The 20,193-nt window shown below is 39.9% G+C and carries 24 protein-coding genes; 10 read left to right on the forward strand and 14 right to left on the reverse strand.

Annotated elements, in window-relative coordinates; genetic code table 11:
- Together ACE3G9_RS04835 and ACE3G9_RS04840 are read right to left on the reverse strand one after the other, a co-directional pair.
- A complete protein-coding gene (locus ACE3G9_RS04835) occupies window positions 1-990 on the reverse strand; it encodes a permease (protein ID WP_417879464.1) in 990 nt (329 codons plus the stop codon).
- A gap of 7 nt (window positions 991-997) precedes the next feature.
- A complete protein-coding gene (locus tag ACE3G9_RS04840) occupies window positions 998-1,276 on the reverse strand; it encodes an ArsR/SmtB family transcription factor (RefSeq protein WP_449218591.1) in 279 nt (92 codons plus the stop codon).
- Between the two features lie 203 nt (window positions 1,277-1,479).
- Here ACE3G9_RS04840 and ACE3G9_RS04845 point away from each other — a divergent pair, with 203 nt between their 5' ends.
- From ACE3G9_RS04845 to ACE3G9_RS04860, 4 genes are all read left to right on the forward strand, one after another.
- Window positions 1,480-1,800 (forward strand): metalloregulator ArsR/SmtB family transcription factor, encoded by a 321-nt coding sequence (locus ACE3G9_RS04845; RefSeq protein WP_417878714.1) that lies wholly within the window; start codon window positions 1,480-1,482, stop codon window positions 1,798-1,800.
- Between the two features lie 94 nt (window positions 1,801-1,894).
- Window positions 1,895-2,953, forward strand: coding sequence for an ACR3 family arsenite efflux transporter (gene arsB / locus ACE3G9_RS04850; protein ID WP_417878715.1), 1,059 nt, complete (start codon window positions 1,895-1,897; stop codon window positions 2,951-2,953).
- Window positions 2,954-3,152: 199 nt separating this feature from the next.
- Window positions 3,153-4,283, forward strand: coding sequence for a permease (locus ACE3G9_RS04855; RefSeq protein ID WP_417878716.1), 1,131 nt, complete (start codon window positions 3,153-3,155; stop codon window positions 4,281-4,283).
- 66 nt (window positions 4,284-4,349) lie between these two features.
- Complete coding sequence (locus ACE3G9_RS04860; protein WP_417879465.1) at window positions 4,350-4,652, forward strand: ArsR/SmtB family transcription factor; 303 nt, start codon at window positions 4,350-4,352, stop codon at window positions 4,650-4,652.
- Window positions 4,653-4,779: 127 nt separating this feature from the next.
- Here the strand turns inward: ACE3G9_RS04860 and phoU are convergent, their stop codons facing one another.
- The 5 genes from phoU to ACE3G9_RS04885 form a co-directional block, all read right to left on the reverse strand.
- Window positions 4,780-5,427 (reverse strand): phosphate signaling complex protein PhoU, encoded by a 648-nt coding sequence (gene phoU / locus ACE3G9_RS04865; RefSeq protein WP_449218592.1) that lies wholly within the window; start codon window positions 5,425-5,427, stop codon window positions 4,780-4,782.
- 9 nt (window positions 5,428-5,436) lie between these two features.
- Window positions 5,437-6,291: a phosphate ABC transporter ATP-binding protein PstB gene (pstB, locus tag ACE3G9_RS04870; protein ID WP_449218593.1), complete on the reverse strand. Its 855-nt coding sequence runs from the start codon at window positions 6,289-6,291 to the stop codon at window positions 5,437-5,439.
- 13 nt (window positions 6,292-6,304) lie between these two features.
- The gene (pstA, locus tag ACE3G9_RS04875; RefSeq protein WP_449218594.1) at window positions 6,305-7,225 is read right to left on the reverse strand and encodes a phosphate ABC transporter permease PstA; all 921 of its coding nucleotides are present in this window, start codon (window positions 7,223-7,225) and stop codon (window positions 6,305-6,307) included.
- Window positions 7,225-8,157, reverse strand: a complete 933-nt coding sequence (gene pstC, locus ACE3G9_RS04880) for a phosphate ABC transporter permease subunit PstC (RefSeq protein ID WP_417878720.1) — start codon at window positions 8,155-8,157, stop codon at window positions 7,225-7,227. The genes pstA and pstC overlap by 1 nt, the downstream gene beginning before the upstream one ends.
- A gap of 334 nt (window positions 8,158-8,491) precedes the next feature.
- Window positions 8,492-9,484 (reverse strand): PstS family phosphate ABC transporter substrate-binding protein, encoded by a 993-nt coding sequence (locus ACE3G9_RS04885; protein WP_417878721.1) that lies wholly within the window; start codon window positions 9,482-9,484, stop codon window positions 8,492-8,494.
- Window positions 9,485-9,643: 159 nt separating this feature from the next.
- Here ACE3G9_RS04885 and ACE3G9_RS04890 point away from each other — a divergent pair, with 159 nt between their 5' ends.
- The 5 genes from ACE3G9_RS04890 (at window position 9,644) to arsJ (ending at window position 13,288) form a co-directional block, all read left to right on the forward strand.
- The gene (locus ACE3G9_RS04890) at window positions 9,644-10,018 is read left to right on the forward strand and encodes a hypothetical protein (RefSeq protein ID WP_417878722.1); all 375 of its coding nucleotides are present in this window, start codon (window positions 9,644-9,646) and stop codon (window positions 10,016-10,018) included.
- Between the two features lie 83 nt (window positions 10,019-10,101).
- The gene (locus ACE3G9_RS04895) at window positions 10,102-10,443 is read left to right on the forward strand and encodes a metalloregulator ArsR/SmtB family transcription factor (protein ID WP_449218595.1); all 342 of its coding nucleotides are present in this window, start codon (window positions 10,102-10,104) and stop codon (window positions 10,441-10,443) included.
- Between the two features lie 11 nt (window positions 10,444-10,454).
- Window positions 10,455-11,456 (forward strand): ArsJ-associated glyceraldehyde-3-phosphate dehydrogenase, encoded by a 1,002-nt coding sequence (locus ACE3G9_RS04900; RefSeq protein WP_417878724.1) that lies wholly within the window; start codon window positions 10,455-10,457, stop codon window positions 11,454-11,456.
- Window positions 11,457-11,469: 13 nt separating this feature from the next.
- The gene (locus ACE3G9_RS04905; protein WP_449218596.1) at window positions 11,470-11,973 is read left to right on the forward strand and encodes a cyclin-dependent kinase inhibitor 3 family protein; all 504 of its coding nucleotides are present in this window, start codon (window positions 11,470-11,472) and stop codon (window positions 11,971-11,973) included.
- 85 nt (window positions 11,974-12,058) lie between these two features.
- A complete protein-coding gene (gene arsJ, locus ACE3G9_RS04910; RefSeq protein WP_417878726.1) occupies window positions 12,059-13,288 on the forward strand; it encodes an organoarsenical effux MFS transporter ArsJ in 1,230 nt (409 codons plus the stop codon).
- Between the two features lie 184 nt (window positions 13,289-13,472).
- Here the strand turns inward: arsJ and ACE3G9_RS04915 are convergent, their stop codons facing one another.
- A complete protein-coding gene (locus ACE3G9_RS04915) occupies window positions 13,473-14,141 on the reverse strand; it encodes a hypothetical protein (protein ID WP_449218597.1) in 669 nt (222 codons plus the stop codon).
- 362 nt (window positions 14,142-14,503) lie between these two features.
- On the opposite strand from ACE3G9_RS04915, the gene ACE3G9_RS04920 reads away from it, so the two are divergent.
- Window positions 14,504-14,800 (forward strand): YkgJ family cysteine cluster protein, encoded by a 297-nt coding sequence (locus tag ACE3G9_RS04920; RefSeq protein WP_449218598.1) that lies wholly within the window; start codon window positions 14,504-14,506, stop codon window positions 14,798-14,800.
- 34 nt (window positions 14,801-14,834) lie between these two features.
- Here ACE3G9_RS04920 and ACE3G9_RS04925 read toward each other — a convergent pair whose 3' ends face one another.
- The 6 genes from ACE3G9_RS04925 to ACE3G9_RS04950 all read right to left on the reverse strand — a co-directional run bounded on the left by ACE3G9_RS04925 (window position 14,835) and on the right by ACE3G9_RS04950 (window position 20,183).
- A complete protein-coding gene (locus tag ACE3G9_RS04925; protein ID WP_449218599.1) occupies window positions 14,835-15,335 on the reverse strand; it encodes a peptide-methionine (S)-S-oxide reductase in 501 nt (166 codons plus the stop codon).
- Between the two features lie 226 nt (window positions 15,336-15,561).
- Window positions 15,562-16,023: an NfeD family protein gene (locus ACE3G9_RS04930; RefSeq protein WP_237295472.1), complete on the reverse strand. Its 462-nt coding sequence runs from the start codon at window positions 16,021-16,023 to the stop codon at window positions 15,562-15,564.
- A 2-nt stretch (window positions 16,024-16,025) separates the two neighbouring features.
- Complete coding sequence (locus tag ACE3G9_RS04935) at window positions 16,026-16,976, reverse strand: SPFH domain-containing protein (RefSeq protein WP_417878730.1); 951 nt, start codon at window positions 16,974-16,976, stop codon at window positions 16,026-16,028.
- 215 nt (window positions 16,977-17,191) lie between these two features.
- On the reverse strand, window positions 17,192-17,623 hold the full coding sequence (locus ACE3G9_RS04940; protein WP_417878731.1) for an acyl-CoA thioesterase: 432 nt from the start codon (window positions 17,621-17,623) through the stop codon (window positions 17,192-17,194).
- 85 nt (window positions 17,624-17,708) lie between these two features.
- Window positions 17,709-18,533, reverse strand: coding sequence for a patatin-like phospholipase family protein (locus ACE3G9_RS04945; RefSeq protein WP_417878732.1), 825 nt, complete (start codon window positions 18,531-18,533; stop codon window positions 17,709-17,711).
- A gap of 474 nt (window positions 18,534-19,007) precedes the next feature.
- Window positions 19,008-20,183, reverse strand: a complete 1,176-nt coding sequence (locus tag ACE3G9_RS04950; protein ID WP_417878733.1) for a sugar efflux transporter — start codon at window positions 20,181-20,183, stop codon at window positions 19,008-19,010.
- Window positions 20,184-20,193: the final 10 nt, after the last annotated feature.

Consider the following 20,193-nt stretch of genomic DNA (forward strand, 5'->3'; position numbering starts at 1 on the left):
TTATCCTATAAAGTTAAACGCATTAAAGAACCAACCGAGAAGCGACATTGCAATCAGAAGGTAACCAAAAATCAGTCCAAGTAAGCGATAGGTCATTACTTGTTTCAACATAGTGAATTCAGGAATGCTTGCAGCAACTGAACTCATGCAGAAAGTGAGGGTAGTGCCTAATGGTAATCCTTTCACTAATAGACTACCCATGATCGGAATAATAGCCGTAGCATTGGTGTACATAGGAATGCCAACCAAAGCTGCAATCGGTACTGTCCACCATTGGCCTTCACTTAAATATTGAGCGAACCATTCTGCTGGGATCATTCCATGAATCAACGCGCCAATGCCCACACCAATAAAAATCCACTTCCAAATACGTTCTAAAATATTCAGTACTTCTTCTTTAGCAAACTCATGTCTTTGTTTTAAGTTGAGTTTCGCCTGTGGTTCTGATGAGTTATTGCGAGGTTTGCTATCTTCAGCATACATTTTAGCCAATTGTGGGATAAGCCAACGATCCGCTTTAAATAGGTCAATCACAATGCCGCCAACAATTCCTAGCGTCATCCCTAAAATGATATAGATAATGGTAAACTTCAGCCCAAGTAGACTACCTAACATTACAATGGCAACTTCATTAATTAGTGGTGAAGTTAATAAAAATGCCATCGTAATACCAAGCGGAATACGAGCAGAAACAAAACCTAAAAATAAAGGGATGGAGCTACAAGAGCAAAAAGGTGTTACTGCACCGAAGATCGAGCCAAACACATAACCAATGCCTTTATTTTTTCCTTGGAGGTAATCTCTAACGTATTCAGCATTTAAGCCGGCACGAATAATGGCAATAAAGTAAATCAGGATAAATAATAGGGCAAAAATTTTGCTGGTATCTTCGATAAAAAAGTGAATACTTTCTGCAATATGCGTCTGTGGATCTAAACCAAGTATTTGATAAGTTAGCCAATCGGCTAAATAAGTAAATATAACAAACATCATCAACCTACCTTATTTGATTATCAATGCAATGAAGGAAGGACAACACACAGCCCATTTCTAATTTATAAAAGACTCGTTTTCCTTCTCTACGTGAAGAAACAATGTTGCTGTCATTTAATAGTTTTAAATGTCGAGAAATCACTGACATATCCAAATTTAATTCATGCTCAAAATCACAAACACATCGCTCACCATCTTCTAACAACAACAAGATTTTTAATCTCATCGGGTTAGAGATTGCTTTAAATACGGTTGTGTATTTTTCTAAGTTTTGATCATTCATTGATTCTCTCACTTTTATTTTCATCAATACTTGCATGTTATAACAATTGTTTTTTATTGCAAGTGTTGTTGTGGGAATATTTATAAAGATAAAAGGTAAGGAGGCTCTACTTTTGATTAAGTGATTTAACTCACTAACACAACTTGACATTCGAAGTTTCATATATATGATAATTCATATGTTTGTTGGTTGGGAAAATACCGATGTTTGAACCCCTATATTTTTATAAAGCCCTTTCAGAAGAAACTCGCTTGAAGTCTTTGTTACTTATGCAAAGTAAAGGTGAGTTATGTGTGTGTGATTTAATGAGCGCACTCAACTTAAGTCAGCCTAAAGTCTCTCGTCATCTTGCTGAGCTAAGAAAGCATAATCTGGTGATTGATGACCGTCGTGGTAAATGGGTGCATTACAGAGTCAATCCAGAGCTACCGACATGGGCTTTACAAGTACTAGAGCTAACATTAAATAATAATCAAGCAATGATTGAACAAGAATTACAGGTTATTGAAGCCGAAAAAGCTTAATAACAGCTTAGAATCAATCAGCTAAGTAATTTATTCCCAAAGACAAAACTCACCGAAATAAATCTCAGATAAATCTGCATAGTAAGGATTTGAAATGACAAACGTAACAGCTTGTAGTGACGAAAGTGCTGCAAAGAAAATGAGTTTCCTTGATCGTTATTTAACGATTTGGATTTTCCTAGCGATGGCGATTGGTGTGGCGATCGGGGTGGTTTATCCTGAGGTTGCACAGTGGAATGAAAATATGTCGGCAGGTTCAACCAATATCCCATTGGCGATTGGTCTTATCTTAATGATGTACCCACCGCTAGCAAAAGTGGATTACAGTCTACTTGGTGAAGTAACACGTGATAAAAAAGCCATTACGTTGTCATTAGTGATGAACTGGATTGTCGGTCCAATCTTAATGTTTGCCTTAGCCATTATCTTTTTACGTGACTACCCAGGTTACATGGCAGGCTTGATCTTAATTGGTCTCGCGCGTTGTATTGCGATGGTTCTGGTATGGAATGACATTAGTGGTGGTAACAAAGAATACGGCGCAACACTTGTGGCATTAAACAGTGCTTTCCAAATCGTGACTTATAGCTTCATGGCTTGGTTATTCATTACAATACTGCCTCCTTACTTTGGTTTAGAAAGCTTTGCTATTCATATCACTATCGCGGACATTGCAGAAAGTGTTCTGATCTACCTTGGTATTCCGTTTTTAGCGGGCTACTTAAGCCGTAAAATCTTAGTCGCGTTGAAAGGGTTGCAATGGTACAACGAAGTCTTTATTCCTCGTATTTCTCCAATCACTCTAGTTGCATTACTGGCGACTATTGTTCTTATGTTTAGCCTAAAAGGTGAAATGATTGTCGAACTGCCAATGGATGTATTACGCGTTGCCGTACCGCTTATCATCTACTTCTTAGTGATGTTCTTTGTGAGCTTCTACCTCGGTAAAAAGTTAGGTATTCCTTACGATCGTAATGCTTCTATTGCTTTTACTTCTTCAGGTAATAATTTCGAATTAGCGATTGCCGTGGCGATTGCCGTATTTGGCATTAATTCAGACCAAGCCTTTGTTGGTGTAATCGGGCCTTTAGTTGAAGTGCCAGTATTGATTGCGCTAGTTAATGTCGCATTGAGAATGAAGAAGAATTACTAAATCTCTCGCCACACCTTAAACCGTGTGGCGTTTTACTATCGAATTTTTTCTTTTCATTTAACCTCTTCCCTGATCAATTACTATCCTACTAACTCAGATTCTTACTTTCATTATTTCGATGTTTATGGAAATAGTGCTTGATTAATATCTTCCCAATTACTATATTTCTAGAATGTTAGAAATATTAAAGGGTAAGACTGTGAATAATGAATTTATTGACATGGCGCATGATGCTTTAGATATGTTTGTCTTTTTAGCCGCTGAGCTAATCGTGCTCTTTTTAGCTATCAGCTATTTGGTTGGTGTGCTGCAAGCGTTTCTGACGCCTGAAAAAATTCAAGCGATATTGAGCTCTCGTAAAGGGAAGGGGTATTTCATTGCAGCATTGCTTGGTTCTATTACGCCATTTTGTTCTTGTTCGACGATCCCATTTTTAAAAGGTTTGCTACGTGCTCGTGCTGGTTTTGGGCCAATGATGGTATTTCTATTTGCTAGCCCATTGCTAAACCCTGTGATTATCGGGTTGTTTTTTATTACCTTTGGTTGGCAAGTGGCCGTATTTTATTTTGCTGTTGCGATGACGGTATCGATAGCTTCGGGTTACTTATTGGAAAAATTGGGCTTTGAGCGTTATATCAAACCAGAGGCGTATCAACCCCATGAAACGTCAGGATGTGCGACTAACACAAATAATCAACAAAGCAGCTGTTCATCTGTTGAAGCAAGTTCGAAAACATCATGTTGCTCACAGCCTGAGCCAGTTACCAAGGTAGAAGAAGCGAGCTGTTGCAGTAAAGTTGAAACAGCAAATATTGAAGAAGCAAGTATTAAGCCTCAACCCAAAGTTGCAGTTGCATCGAATAGTAGCTCTTGTTGTTCTGCCAATAATGCAGAAACCTTACCCGAGGCTAAGCCGCTTAGCCGTTGGATGAGAATATGGTTATCAACCTGGAAAGATTTTAAGCAAGTGTTGCCATATTTAATTTTGGGGATCGCGATTGGTTCATTTATCTATGGCTTTATTCCAACTGAATTTATCGTGGAGTATGCGGGTGCCAATAAATGGTATGCCATTCCTGTTGCGGCTGTGATAGGCATTCCTCTGTATATTCGTGCGGAAGCAGTGATTCCATTAAGTGCGGCATTAGTGAAAAAGGGAATGGCGTTAGGTTCTGTGATGGCCTTGATTATTGGTAGTGCAGGCGCGAGTCTAACGGAAGTTATTTTGCTTAAATCTATCTTTAAAAATCAGATGATAGCGGCATTTTTAACAGTAATATTAAGCATGGCGATTGGTGCTGGGTTACTTTATAACTTTATTTTTGGTTAATATACCCTTCGTATGTGCGTATATAGATTTTGACTATTTAAACATTTAATTTATGGCGAAGAAGTGATGGAAATTGAAGCGATTGCAAAAACGTTGAAAGAACTCGGGCATGCCACACGGTTAATGATTTATAACACGGTAGTAAAGGCGGGTTATCAAGGCATTGCGGTAGGGAAAATTCAAGAAAAGTTAGAGGTTCCAAACTCAACGCTTTCTCATCATATCTCTGCGCTAATTTCAGCCGGCTTAATTACTCAAAGACGTGAAGGCACCGTTTTATATTGTGTCGCGGAATATGAAGTTCTACAAAGTGTGATTGGTTATTTGCAAGATGAATGTTGTGTCGATGAACGAGGGTCGGCAGATTAAACTTTTCAATATCTAAGTTTCGTCATCGCCTGATTTAATTAGCAGATAGAATAAGGGGTCACTTTGATGAGTAACCCCTTAATATTTAGAGCTTTGGCACTTGAAGTGACCACTCCAATTACTTTGTTTATTTACCTTTCACCATAAACTGGACATCTTTTGCGATATCACTGATATGGTCACCAGCACGTTCTAAGCCTTTGGCGATAAATAACAATTCAACTTGTTGTTTTGGTGCGGTATTGCTATTGCCAAGCTCTTCTAATAAAGATGTATAAAGCGCTTTATATTGGCTATCTAACTCATCATCACCTTTCCAAACAACGCCGGCTTGTGAATAATTTTTATCATTGTAGGCTTGAATAACGTTGTTCAACATATCCATGAGTTGAGTATGCATGTTATGAAATTCTTCATTACGTTGAGAGCTGATGGCATGTTTAAAACGGCTCGATTTGATTGCCATTGATTTGGCATAATCACCGATACGCTCTAAACGAGGTGCCATGCGCATAGAGCACAGAATAAAACGCAAATCATCTGCGACAACATGCTGACGAGACAGTACTTTCTCACCGTAAAATTCAATAGAAGCTAAGCACTGGTTGGCAAATTTATCTTGCTCTATCACTTCATTTGCAAGATCTTTATCAGGAATGTCAAAGACCTGAAGTGCTTGCTCGAACTCTTGAAGAACACTATTCGCCAATTGATTGACGGTTTCTTGTATTTCAGCTAAATCTTGATCAAACTTTTTAAATATATGGGCACTCATAATGTATTCCTAACCAAATCGTCCTGTAATGTAATCGCGTGTTTTCTCTTTTTGTGGTGAGCGGAATAAATTGTCGGTTGGAGCAAACTCAACCATTTCACCCATGTGCATATAAGCAGTGTAATGAGAAATACGTGCGGCCTGTTGCATGTTATGTGTCACGATAACGACCGTGGTTTCTTTGTGTAAATCGCTGAGCAAATCTTCAATTTTTGCTGTCGCGATTGGATCCAGTGCCGAGGTCGGTTCATCAAGTAATAACAAATCAGGCTTAGGGGCTAGGGCACGGGCAATACATAAGCGTTGTTGTTGTCCACCTGATAAGCCATAAGCCGAAGTATGTAAGCGATCTTTCACTTCATCCCAAAGCGCTGCACCACGTAAAGAGGACTCCACTCGTTCATCCAGTTCCGATTTTTTAGTGATGCCTCGAATGCGAAGACCTGCGACAACATTTTCGTAAATACTTTTCGGGAATGGGTTAGGTTTTTGGAAAACCATACCAACGGTTAAGCGCACTAAACCGGGATCCATTTCAATTAAGTTTTTACCGCTTGGATGCAGCAAGATTTCACCTTGATACTTATGACCTGGGTATAAGTCATGCATACGGTTAAAGCTGCGCAATAACGTACTTTTACCACAACCAGAAGGGCCGATAAGTGCAGTGATCTTTTTATCGGCAACCGGTAGGTTGATGCTGTTTAACGCTTGAACTTTACCGCCATACCAGAAGTTTAAGTCTTTTACTTCAGCGCGTAATGTGTCTGAAAGAGTGTGTGTTGATTTGGTTTTACTCTCTACAGTGGCTTCTTTGGGTTGAACTAAGTCGCTTGTTGGCGCTGTCATCGTTTGTGTGGTCATAATATTTTTCCTATCACTTCAAGTTACGACGTAGTCGATAGCGGATATAAATAGCAATTCCGTTCATTGCGACGGTCATTGCAATCAGTACCACACCTGTGGTGGCTGCATTGACATGGAATTCTGCTTGCGGGCGAGATAGCCAGTTGAATAGCTGAATCGGCATTAAGGTAAATGGGCTCGATAACCAATCAAAATTAATGAAAGGGAATTGGCTTTGCACTGGAGGGGTAGGTAAGAAAGCAATAAAGGTTAATGCACCAATGGTAATAACCGGTGCAGCTTCACCAATCGCACGCGCTAAGCCAACAATCGTACCAGTTAATATGCCTGGGCGAGCAGCAGGAATGATGTACATTCTTACTGTCTGCCATTGATCGGCACCTAAGCCATAAGCGGCTTCACGTAGTTCTTGTGGGATACTGCGAATAGATTCACGAGTCGAAACGATAATTACTGGCAAAATCAATAAAGCCAACACTAGGCCCGCCGTTAAAATACTTTCACCTAAGCCAAAGCCATAAATGAACAAACCTAAAGCGAGTAGGCCGTAAATGATAGACGGCACGCCAGCCAAGTTACTGACATTGATTTCGATAATATTGGTTAGCCAGTTTTTAGGTGCATATTCTTCCAAATAGATACCAGCAGAAACCCCTAAAGGAATCGAGATGCAAGCGGTGACTAACATGACTAAGCTAGTACCGACCCATGCCGATAAAATACCTGCACGCTCTGGATGACGTGAAGGAAAGTTGGTGTAAAAACTTGGATCAAACAAACGCGGGAAACCAGTGTGGAGTAGGTCAATAAAAACACTGAGCAACAAAGACATGGCGACAACGAGGATAAATATTCCAATGGATGCGATGATTAAATCGTCTCGTTTGTTTTTACTGACAATTGTCTCAAGTGGAAGCGATGAAGTGGCCATTAGTAAACCTCTCTAAATCTGCGACGCAGATAAAAACCAATGATGTTGAAGATTAAGGTGATGAGAAATAGCACCAAACCAGCAGCGAATACGGATTGGTAGGCGATCGTGCCATGAGGTAAATCACCCATTGCCATCTGTACAATGAAAGAGGTAATGGTTGCCGCCCCTTCTGTTGGGTCGAAACCAAATCTTGGGTTTTGTCCGGCAGCAATTGCGACCACCATGGTTTCACCTACTGCGCGAGACATACCAAGAATACAAGCGGCGGTAATACCTGATAATGCGGCTGGAATTACGATGTGCATCGCGACTTTAAAGCGAGAATAGCCCAGCGCGTAGCCAGCCTCTCTTAAATGCATAGGAACGGAGCGCATCGCATCTTCACTTACTGAGGCGGTGTAAGGCAGGATCATAATTCCCATGACAATCCCCGGTGCTAGTAAGTTAAAACCTGATAATCCAGGAATGATGGCTTGTAAAAGAGGCGTCACAAATAGCAAAGCAAAGAAGCCGTAAACAACCGTTGGAATGCCTTCAAGCAACTCTAAAAAGGGTTTAACCGTTTCTCTTACTTGGTTACTAGCGTATTCACTTAAGTAAATGGCTAAACCAATGCCAGCTGGAATTGCCACTAATAATGCAATACCTGCGACGGTTAAGGTTGCAGAAACTAATGTCATCACACCAAAGTGAGCATTAGCAAACATTGGGGTCCATTGGGTGTCGGTTAAGAAATCAGAAAGTGCGACGTGTTCAAAAAAAGGTAAGGATTCTGAGATCAATACATAGACAATGCCGACTGTGACTAGGATAGAAGTCAACGCCGCTACCATTAATAAATATCGGCTGACGATATTCCAAAAAGCACGACGCTTCAGAAACGCTTCTGAAATCATCATGCTATCTGGGCTTAAGTTTGTTTTATTCATATAGATAGTACCTAATCGATACAACAAAGAGGGCAGAAAACTGCCCTTATACCCAAGTGACCTTCAAGATGCAGAATTCAGAGCTATCATCCAGACCTTTAGGCAAGGAAGATTGGCGAAGGAATGTAAGCCACCTTTCAAACCAATCTGACGCAGTATAAAGGTCTGGATGAAGCTCCCTATGGGCAAGTTAAAACAAGCTTTATCCTGCGTTAAATTGAATAGAGATAGAATAACTATGATCGTATTCAATTTGCCTTGCCTAAAGCTTGTTTTATTCTTGCTGAAACTCACATCTTGAAGTTACTTGGGTATATACGATTTTTATTACGAATTATTTTGGTGTGCGAGCTAGCAACTCTTCGATACCAACTCCAACCTCTGCACCGTGAAATACACTACCCGTGCGGCGCTTTTTGAAGTTCTCTTGAGCTAGTTTGTAAGCTTTTTCTGGAAGTGGGACATAACCTACTTCGCTTACTAGCTTAGACGCTTCTTTTTCATCCATGTAGAACTCAACAAAACGCTCGACGTGCTTTTTCTCATCAGCCGATTTTTTGCTTACGTAGATGAAGATTGGGCGAGATAGTGGTTGGTAAGTGGCATTTTTTGCATTCTCAACACTTGGTTCAACTGCTGCGCCACCTTTCCAGCTAATAGGAGCAGCTTTTAGCTTGTCTTTGTTTTCTTCAAAGTAAGCTAAACCAAAGAAACCTAATGCTTCTACATCGTTAGCGACACCTTGAACAATGATGTTGTCATCTTCAGTCGCAGTGAAATCACCACGGCTTGATTTGCCTTCCACAACCGCTTCAAGGAAGTAGTCATAAGTACCTGAGTCAGTACCTGGACCAAAAAGTTTTAATGGGCGGTCTGGGAAGTTTGGATTCATTTGTTTCCAAGAAGTAATCTTACCTTGAGCAGCGGGTTCCCATGCTTTTTTAAGGTCTTCAACATTCAGTTGTTTTACCCAGTCATTTTCAGGGTTAATCACAACAGTTAACGCATCAAGAGCGGCTGGAAGTTCGATAAATTCAACGCCATTTTCTTCACAAAGTTTACGTTCAGAATCTTTAATTGGGCGTGAAGCATTAGAAATATCCGTTTCACCACGACAAAACTTTTTAAAACCACCGCCAGTACCAGAGATACCGACAGTCACCATTGTTTTCCCTTTTTCAGCAACTTGGAATTCTTCTGCCATTGCTTCAGTGATAGGGAAAACGGTACTTGAACCATCGATTTTAACTAGGTCACGAGCATTGACAGTATGGCTTACTGTTAATAGTGAGGATAAAACTAAAGTTGTTGATAACGTGTGTTTCATGACTGTCTCCATTTGTTAGTCATTTATGTTTCGATTGTTACCCTACCGATTATTTATGACAGTTTTATGTCATTTCATTTAAATATCTGCATGTGCATATGTATAGATGATTTTTTGTGCTATATATCTTTACGGATAGATATTCACAAAGAGGGAAGTATGGATAAGCGAAGTGTGCATTTTATTAGTTACCCAGATTCAAGCTTGGCCCGAATTGCTGCACATCTTTTACATCAACAATCGGCGAGTTTGTATGATATTTCGTTTGAAGTGTCAGACGATGAATTGGAATCTGAAGGGGGGGAATTAGAGCGCTTCGGTTACTTCGGTTACTCATTTCTTGATCCAATTAGCGAACTTGAACCGGCTTATGATTATGTGGTTGATATTAATTATGCAATGTACCGCTGCCAGAAAAGGCGGGAAGCTTATTTTAAGAATATTTACTGGGAAGTCAGTTGCAATAAAAGTGCAACAAAAGCACTGCAAGATAATGTCAATTTTTTTGTCTCTCGTTTTAACATTGTTGCATGACTTTTCAATGTGTTTGAATTAGTTGTTGACTTCTATATCATATTTAATAGTATATACGCATATTCATATATAAGGGTATAACAATGTTGCCTCATCAGTTTTTTAAATTACTTTCAGACGAAACTCGTGTGAGATGTTTATTGATTATTGCTCGTGAAAAACAAGTGTGCGTAGGGGAATTAACGCTCGCTCTTAATGAAAGCCAGCCGAAAATATCTCGTCACTTAGCATTATTACGTTCAAGCGGAGTGGTGGTTGATGTTCGCCAAGGCCAATGGGTTTTTTACCGATTGTCGAACGAGTTACCAGGTTGGATGAGAAAACAAATTCAAGGATTAACAGAATCTAACTGTCTAAAAAAAGCATACCAACAAGATATTTTGCGCTTATCTGAGATGGAATCACGTCCAGAGTGCTGTGTTTAGAGGAAAATAAGATGTCTATAAAAGTAGGAATAAATGGATTTGGTCGTATTGGACGTTTAGCGTTAAGAGCATCGTTTGATTGGCCTGAAATTGAATTTGTACAAATTAATGATGTGGCAGGAGATGCAGCAACACTTGCGCATTTACTGGAATTTGATTCAGTTCAAGGCCGTTGGCACCATGAAGTAACTAGCGAAGGCAATACGATTGTCATCAATGGTAAGACAATTCAAACTACAAAAGAAAAAGCTATTGATTCGGTTGATTGGTCTGGCTGTGATGTGGTGATTGAAGCGACTGGTGTTCACCGTAAAACAGAATTTCTTAATCAATATTTAGCTCAAGGTGTTAAGCGTGTTGTGGTTTCAGCTCCTGTAAAAGAAGACGGTATTGCGAATATTGTTGTTGGTGTGAATGATCATATTTTTGATCCAGCAACCCATAAAATCGTAACGGCAGCGTCTTGTACCACTAACTGTATCGCGCCTGTAGTAAAAGTGATCCATGAAAAACTGGGCATCGCTCAATCCTCTTTCACGACGATTCATGATTTAACCAATACTCAAACTATTTTGGACGCACCACATAAAGACCTTCGTCGTGCTCGCGCCTGTGGTATGAGCTTGATCCCAACCACTACTGGCTCGGCAAAAGCCATCGTTGAAATCTTCCCTGATTTAGCAGGAAAAATTGACGGCCATGCGGTTCGCGTTCCATTGGCTAACGCATCACTAACCGACATTATTTTTGATGTTGAGCGTGATACCACAGTTGAAGAAGTCAATGAACTACTGAAACAAGCCTCTGAAAATGAACTAGAAGGTATTCTAGGTTTTGAAGCGCGTCCACTGGTTTCTATTGATTATAAAGGCGACCAACGTTCAACGATTGTTGATGCCTTGTCTACTATGGTTGTCGGCAAACGCATGGTAAAAATCTACGCTTGGTATGACAATGAAATGGGGTACGCAACACGTACTGCAGAATTGGTTCGTAAAGTCGGCCTAGCATAAGGAAAAGTTTGTTATGACACATCCAACATGGTTACTACCACTTGAAGTGGATAATTCGGGGCTAGTATTAACGCCTTGTCCTGGAACGAAAGGTGTTGATCTTGCTGAGAGTATTGCGCAGCTTAAATCTCAAGGGGTGAGCATTGTGGTTACGGCTTTAAGTGTCAAAGAGATGCAAGAAGCGGGTGTTGAACCGTTACCGGAAGAAGTTGAAAAAGCCGGTCTACAATGGTTTAACGCGCCAATTGAAGATGATCGTGCACCAGATAATGCGTTTCATGCCCGCTGGAAACACCTTGCTCCTTCTTTGCATAAAGCGATAAATAACGGCGAAAAAGTCGCGCTTCATTGCATGGGTGGTTCGGGCCGTACTGGTTTATTAGCGGCTCACCTGCTATTAGAAAAAGATTGGGAATTACCTGAAATTATTTCTCAAGTTCAAGCATTAAGACCGGGCGCTTTTACCAAACAAATTCAAATTGACTATATCAATCAGTTTGCAAAATCTGTTGCTTAATTTAACGCTGGTTTGATCAATTAATTTTTATAATTAATAAAACCAAAAGAGCTGCCTTCTTTAGGGGCTCTTTTTTTTAAAGAGAATGATTATGCTGTCTCAAATTAATCAAAATATCCGTCAGTATATGTTGGTGACCTTTAATTACTGGAACTTCACCATTACCGATGGCGCATTGCGTATGTTGGTTGTGTTGTATTTCTATAATTTAGGGTATTCCACATTAGAGATTGCTTCTTTATTTTTGTTTTATGAATTCTTTGGTGTTATCACTAACCTTATTGGTGGTTGGTTAGGGGCAAGACTGGGTTTAAATCGAACCATGAATATTGGTCTCGGCATGCAGATAGTCGCCTTGGCTATGTTGGCGGTACCGAGTGTATGGCTAACTATTCCTTGGGTGATGGCCGCGCAAGCCTTATCGGGTATTGCCAAAGACTTGAACAAAATGAGTGCCAAAAGTTCTATCAAAACCTTAGTGCCTGAAAATGCACAGGGGGCATTATATAAGTGGATCGCTATTCTTACTGGTTCTAAAAATGCCTTAAAAGGTGTCGGTTTTTTTATCGGTGGTGCCTTACTGTCTTTGATCGGTTTCCAATATGCAGTTGCCGCTATGGCCGGCGTGTTGCTTTTCGTTTTTATTATGAGCTTGATCTTTTTAAAAGCCGATTTAGGTAAAGCGAAAACCAAACCTAAATTTTCGGAAATTTTTTCTAAATCTAACAGCGTTAACGTATTATCCGCAGCACGTATGTTTTTATTCGGTGCACGTGACGTTTGGTTTGTTATCGCGCTGCCGATTTACTTAGGAAGTGTGTTTGGCTGGGATTATAGTTCTGTTGGCGGATTTCTAGCGCTGTGGGTGATAGGTTATGGTTTTGTTCAAGGCTTCGCACCTAAGATCACTGGAGCAAAATCAGGCCAAGTTCCAGATGGAAAATCAGCGATTGTATGGGCTTTGGTCCTTTCCGCAATAACAGGCGTGATTGCTTATAGTGTACAAATGCAATGGAACCCTGAGCTGGTGATTGTGATTGGTTTGATGATATTTGGCACAGTATTCGCCATAAACTCGTCGCTACATTCTTATTTAATTGTCAGTTATGCCAAAGGAGATGGCGTTTCTTTAGACGTTGGTTTCTACTACATGGCCAATGCGATGGGGCGCTTAATCGGGACCATCCTATCTGGCTGGGTATTCCAAACTTGGGGGTTTGCCGCTTGCTTGTGGGTATCATTCACTTTCTTAGCGTTAACGACTCTCATTTCATTTTGGTTGCCGAGTAGTGCCAATCAAAGACTCACACAGTAAGAATGTTATAATAAGGCAGGTTTTTTGAGCCTGTTTCATCCTTTTGACTAAAAGCTATTCATTAAATCGTTATTGTCTAACAAATATCCGTTCTATTTTTTGCTTAGTTGTCGTTGTGCTAGCACAATACACAAGCCTACTTGAGTGGGCTTGTGTATGTAATGGGAATCTCTTAGCGAATGAGTTAAGGGAGGATATCAACAATGTTAATGCGATACTTATAAGATAAGAAAAAATTATATTCTTCGAATCGTGAATGACCACTTTGAGTGACAGGGCTAAAGTTGTAAATCGAGAGAATATGATTTTTTTTACTTGCTTCTAGGTAGACACCGACTGAAAGCCCTATTTTATCCATACTTGCTTCTTTTTTCTGTCCGTAATCGGGATGTTTTATATCCGTGATCTGGTAATCCCCTTTGAGCTTTAAGTACCCAAGCCCCAACCCTGTCCCTAGCTTTACATTCCATTCATTACGGTTGTGTCGGTTAAAGTGGTAAAAGATAAGTGGTACACTCGATAGGGCGTAGCCCGATATCGATGTTCCTAAATCAAGATCGGTGTCATTTCCGCTAACTTCTTGCTTATCAGCTTTGAATATACTCCAATCAAATTGTAATTGAATGCCAACGTTCGAGTCTTTGTAAAAGTAGTACGCGTCCGACAAGATCGATACTGTTGGATAATACATTATGTCGCTGGTCATGCGGGCAATGTTTTTTTCACTATCTGTTGGATTTTGAATATCAATACTATTTATTGTGGCTTGTATGCCGATAGCAATTTCAGTGGCCAAGAGTTTGGGAGACGATAAGGTGATGACAATGAAAATAATTGACAGAACTGCTTTCAAAAGGAAAAACCGTATTCAAGAATAATGGAAAGAAAGTAACAGCTAGAACTGTAGTGTTCAAGCGACTTTTCACCGTCTTTATCGAGTGATAGGTTTACAGCGAAATTGTTATAAATAAGTCGTTATTTTACATGCTACTTTCCGGTACATTATTGTTCTTAGCCTTATATCCCATTATTCAAAAAAACTGCGTGAGAAGTTTCACGGTGACAGTACCAAGTTGGAAGCGTTAGAGGATTAGCTTTTCTTAACTGACGAAGAGGAACCGGTAGTGTTGAGCTCAGATTTTTTATTTTTATACTCAAGTTACTTAGTTATGAATTTCGCGTACAATCCCCACATTGCCTCCAATTAAGATCTGAATGACTATTCCAATCAAAGATATCACTATTCCTGAAATCACCTGTTCAAACTGCCAAGCTTGTTGTTGTCGCTTAGAAGTGATGATCATTAGTGAAACCGGTGTTCCAGAAGAGCATATTTCGTATGATCAGTGGGGTGGAGAAACCATGCTCCGCTTGGATGATGGTTGGTGTTCGGCACTAGATCGCGAAACCTATATGTGTACCATTTATGAAAACCGCCCGTGGATTTGTCGAGAGTTTGAAATGGCATCATATGAATGCAAAGATCAACGAATCGCGGTGATGGGGGAATAAGGGAATATTGGTTCCTAGTTCCTAGTTCCTAGGTTTAGTCATTTTTGTATTTATGTAATAAGTTCCACGGTATATGGCATAAGTGATGATCTTCTGGGTGTAGGCTGAGTCTATGTTGGTGCTCTTCATCACTGGCGACATAGTTAGTTAAAGGCAATACTTCGACTACGATTTTGTCGCTGTCAGCACGCTGTTGGATATATTCAATCGTTGCATCTAAATGATGAGATTCCTTGCTATAAATGCCGGTGCGATACTTTTCTCCCACATCTTGGCCTTGCTTATTTAAACTGTACGGGTCAATGATTTCAAATAACCCCTCTAAGATCTGTTCAATGCTCACAACACTAGGATCAAAGGTTGTGCGAACGCATTCTGCATAGCCATCGTAGTCGGATTGAGTCGTGTTGCTATTGCCATTGGCGCGGCCTGCTTCGGTTGCGATCACACCCGGCAAGTATTGAATAAACTCTTGTACTCCCCATAGGCAACCGCCTGCGAGATAAATGTCTTCATGATTGATATTGTTCGTCATATTGATTTCTATTCTTCGATACCAGATTAAAGCCAGTTTAACATTACCTACCGTTTAAACTCGTGGTGATTTCAGCGTCCAAAGCGGTACCTATTAAGCTTGAAGACAGTAGCAATGAAAAAGCGATGAACCTTTTATTGGGCTCATCGCTCATCGCTCATCGCTTTTTGTTTTTTATTTCGTAATTTGCTCGATATATAAAATCTAGTGAATCGGTTAAATGCGATTATTCGTTAATTGCCTCAACCCACATAATACCGACTTCCATTTTTACCACTTTAACCTTCTGTCCTTCCATTAAAGGTTGCTCACTGCGAACCTTCCATTGAATGCCAGAATAAGCGTGAGTGACATCATCGGTATTAGCATCGACATTACCTTTTAGTACAAAAGTTTGTTGAGCAAAATCAGATTGGTAGTTTTGCTTGGTTTGCCTATTTTGCAATTGCTTAAATGGCTTCCATAACACAACGGCAAATACGATGGTTAAGATTATATTGGTCCAAATTGCATAATGAATGGTGGCATCAATCCAGCCGATATACATGCAAAAACCGCTAATAACTAACGAGAGTCCAATAAAGAAAAAGATGAAAGTGGCAAAGCCTAACACTACCACTTCAACAATCAGCGCAATCACGCCAACCGCCATTAATACTTGTGGTAAGTAGCTCACAATCCAATCCATAGTTAAGCCTTATTTTGTTTGTTCAGTGAATGAATAATAGACATTCCTTGCGCAACCAGTGAACTTGCATCGGTGCCGCTGTCTGGGAGTAGTACAACCGAAGACTCTTTGGCAATTGCATGTTTTGCTTCAATCGCTTTCGTTGCCAAATCTAGCTGAATGGCTTTTTGACCTTCTTCGGTATTAGCGGCATCACCTACGGTTTTCAGCGCTTCGGCTTGCGCGTTTGCCACGGCAATAATGGCTTTGGCTTCACCTTCGGCTTTTAAAATTTGTTCAGTTTTATCTGCTTCTGCTGCCAGTACTTGCGCTTGTTTTTTACCTTCTGCAACGTTGATTGCCGCTTGGCGATCGCCTTCCGATTCTAGAATTTGTGCACGTTTAACACGTTCGGCTTTCATCTGAGCTTCCATCGATTCCATGATAGATTGTGGCGGCACAATATCTTTAATTTCATAACGTAGAACTTGAATACCCCAAGGTTCTGCTGCAACGTTAATTGCCGAAACAATGTTGGTATTGAGTACGTCACGCTCTTCAAAGGTTTTGTCTAATTCCATTTTACCGAGTTCAGAGCGCATCGTCGTTTGAGCTAGCTGAGTTACCGCAAAAGCATAGTCATCCACACCATAAGTGGCTTTATAAGCATCAAGCACACGGAAATACAGTACGCCATCAACCACTAACGAAATGTTATCGCGAGTAATGGCTGATTGAGAAGGCACGTCTTGAGCTTGTTCTTTCAAGCTGCGAACTGCTGAGATACGATCAATAAAAGGGATAATGAAGTTAATACCGGCGACTTTTGTGGATTGGAATTTACCAAATCGCTCAACCACCCAAGCCTGGTTTTGTGGCACAAATTTAATGCTGCTTTTTAATATGACAACAACAAGAATAAACAGGACAACAGGGACGATGTTATCGAATATCAGGTCAAGAGGATAGTTCATGGCATATTCCTTTAATAATTATGCGTATATCTAAGTAATTTGGATATAAATCTAGTCTACGGTTATTTACGGTAATTAGCTTGTTTGTTTTGAAATTTTGAGTGAGAAAAGGGAGGTTTTTCGAAATTAGAATGTAAGGATGTAATATATACCCAAGTAAAAATGATATCAGGGTAACTGATGCTACCCTGTGAAAATTATAATGGTCGTTAGACTTAACGCAGGTTTTCCAATTGCTGAATGGTCGCTAAAATTTCTGGTGTTAAATTGACTTTTTGATTGGTTTTAAAATCAAACATCATTATGGTAGCGCTGCCTAGAGTGGTCACTTTATTGAACTTCTTACTGACTATCTGATATTTCATGGTGAAACGGTCATCTTGTAAATCCGTGATTTTTGTTCCGACTAATAGAGTATCTGGAAAAGTAACGGGTATTTTATAGCGACAATTGGTCTCTGCTACCACGGGACCGACTTGAGTAATGGCGATATTTTCCATTAAATCGATGTGCTTAAAATAATCAATTCGCGCAGTTTCAAAATAGCGAAAATACGTCACATTATTAACGTGTTGTAGTGCATCCATTTCTCCCCAAGCCACAGTGATTTCGGTTACTACTGGGAAGCCATCAAGTAAGTGATTCATTACTCTTATCCTTAAAAGTCAAACATGTGTTTAAGATAAGTTCACGCTTTTATTTATGCAATCTTATTGTATTAAAAGCGTGAAATCATACTTTCATTTGTGCTTTGGCTGCTTGAATACCCATTTGATAACCACTATCCAGCTTTGCTTTCTTTTTAGTTAAGCGACCAACTGGGAAATCATCTGGTGGCGCAAGGACATGAATGGTGCAATCTTTTGGTGGAAACTGAATAAATTTGATGCTTTTATTGTAGTTTTCGGCACGTTTTAATGCCGCTTCAGCAAGTTTTGGGTTTTGAGCTAAAAATTTACGGGTTAACCAAGGCATTTGGGATGGCTTTTTTTGATATCCAAGTGGCCGAGATAAAATCACTGTGATTTCTTTTGCGCCCATCTTGTAAGCTTGTTCAACGGGAATGGAATCGGCAACCCCACCATCGGTCATTGGAATACCATTTATTACGGGATAGTTGCGATAAGCAACCGGGACGGAACAAGAGGCTTTCAATAGCTCGATAACATTGTCTGGCGTTGATTGAATGTAGTGTGCTTGACCAGTATAAATATCGGTCGTGACGACATACAATGGAGTTGGTTGCTGGTGGAGCAGATCAATATCAATGGGAATTTCATTAATCGTGATGTCCCATAACCAATCAAGATCAAGCCAATGCCCACCACGAACAAAACGTTTAAAATTAATGAATTCTGGGCGACAAGAATAATCAGTAATGACTTTATAGGTTCGATTTTTTTGTTGCGCAAGCCATGAAGCTAAACTAGTTGAACCAGCAGATACCCCAATACAAAAATCAAAGGGGTTATAATTATCATCAATATATTGATCTAAAATTCCAGCGGAAAAGATACCACGCATCGCGCCACCTTCAACCACTAATGCCTTCTGCATAAAATGTTCCTCAAAGCTCAATCGCTATCAATGTAACCAAATATCCCCCTAATATAAACTTTATAAAGAATAATGATATGTTGTTTTTGATTGTAGAATGTAGAAAATTTCTCATGTCTTTGGGTAACAATGATGCGACTTTACTCAAGGAAGAAAAAACTTGGATGAAACCACTAGCAATGGAGGTTGTTCGCCCGTTTTATATTTCATTATTATAACTTTCAGTTGAGCCAGTAAATGTTCAACTAGAGGAATATGATTTTCGTTTAGGCGATCAAGTTATAGAAAGAACACGGAACTGACAGCGTTATCATGAAACAAGAAGCATATACAACAGGTCAACATCAAGTAAGAATTGAAGTTACTAAAACTATAGAAACAATATAAATCTTCTAGTGTTATTAATTCGAAGCCAGAGTAAGTGAGTTACTCTGGCTTTTTTCGATTTAGTACGAACGTTTATTGCGATTAGTGTTATCTATCTTGAACTTTTAATATGGTTACAAAAGCGAGAGCAGTGAGGATCAGAGATGCCCAAAATACGGCTTGGAAACTGTAAAGGTCAGCAATTGTTCCGGCAAAAACACCCCCTAATACCCCTCCTGTTTTAATCGCATTTGAATAAAGTGTTGTGATTTGTCCCATTTTCTTTGGTTTCAAATCTTGGAAATATGAAATGCCCAATGCTGCGGTAACACCAATAAAAATTCCGTTTAGAAGTTGCAAGAAAACAAAACCGATAAAGCTAGTGTTCAAAATAATTCCAATATAAAACAAGCTACCTGCTAATACGGCTACGGAAATGATTCGCTTCTTACCAAAGCGCAGGGCATAACGACCAGATAACAGCATGATTGGGATTTCAATGAATGCAGCCGTTCCCATCATAATGCCGGCAGCCGATGAGTCTAAGTTCATTTCATGAGTGATATATAGCGGCATACTAATGATGTACATATTGTTAGCACAGTACATAAACACGAATGACAGAGCCAATAGCAAAATATTTTTATCACGCCAAATTGAATCATTAGGATCAAATTGGTTCTGTTTCGGTGTCGGTTCAATTTGTGGCAGCGTAAAATGCGTAACTAAACATAAAACGATAAACATACTAGCGGCAAGCAAGAACAATTGGGTAAAACCGATGCCCGTTGCAATGAAAAATGCAATCGGTGGGCCTATTACCCAACCAAGAGAGATTTGCGCCCTGAGCAGTGAGCTAAAGGTTTCGGACGTGTGCGTTCTTCGATCTAGAATTTCTCTAGCAAGTGCAAAAACTTGAGGGATAGAAGCCGATGTTGTGCTGATAAAAATAGCCGATGTAGCGAGTAAAACCCAGTAGTTACGGTTAAATGCAAAAACGATAAAACCTATCGCTCCCATCATATTACAAATTAGAATGAGCTTTTTACGATCTACCCCTTGATCGGACCACCAACCAATTACTTGGCTTACCAATACTCCTGAAACCGTCATCACCATAAAAAACACCCCAATGAGAAAAGGGCGAGCGCCAACTTCTTCGGAGATAAACAAACTCATAGTAGGCATGGTAAATGCCCCTGCAATACCTACAAAAAAGCAGGTAAACAACAAAGATACTGACGTTTGATCAGGTTGATTCCCCGGAAAAAGGGAATAGAGCATTTTTTTCATA

This window comes from Vibrio sp. E150_018 (genome assembly GCF_053544035.1).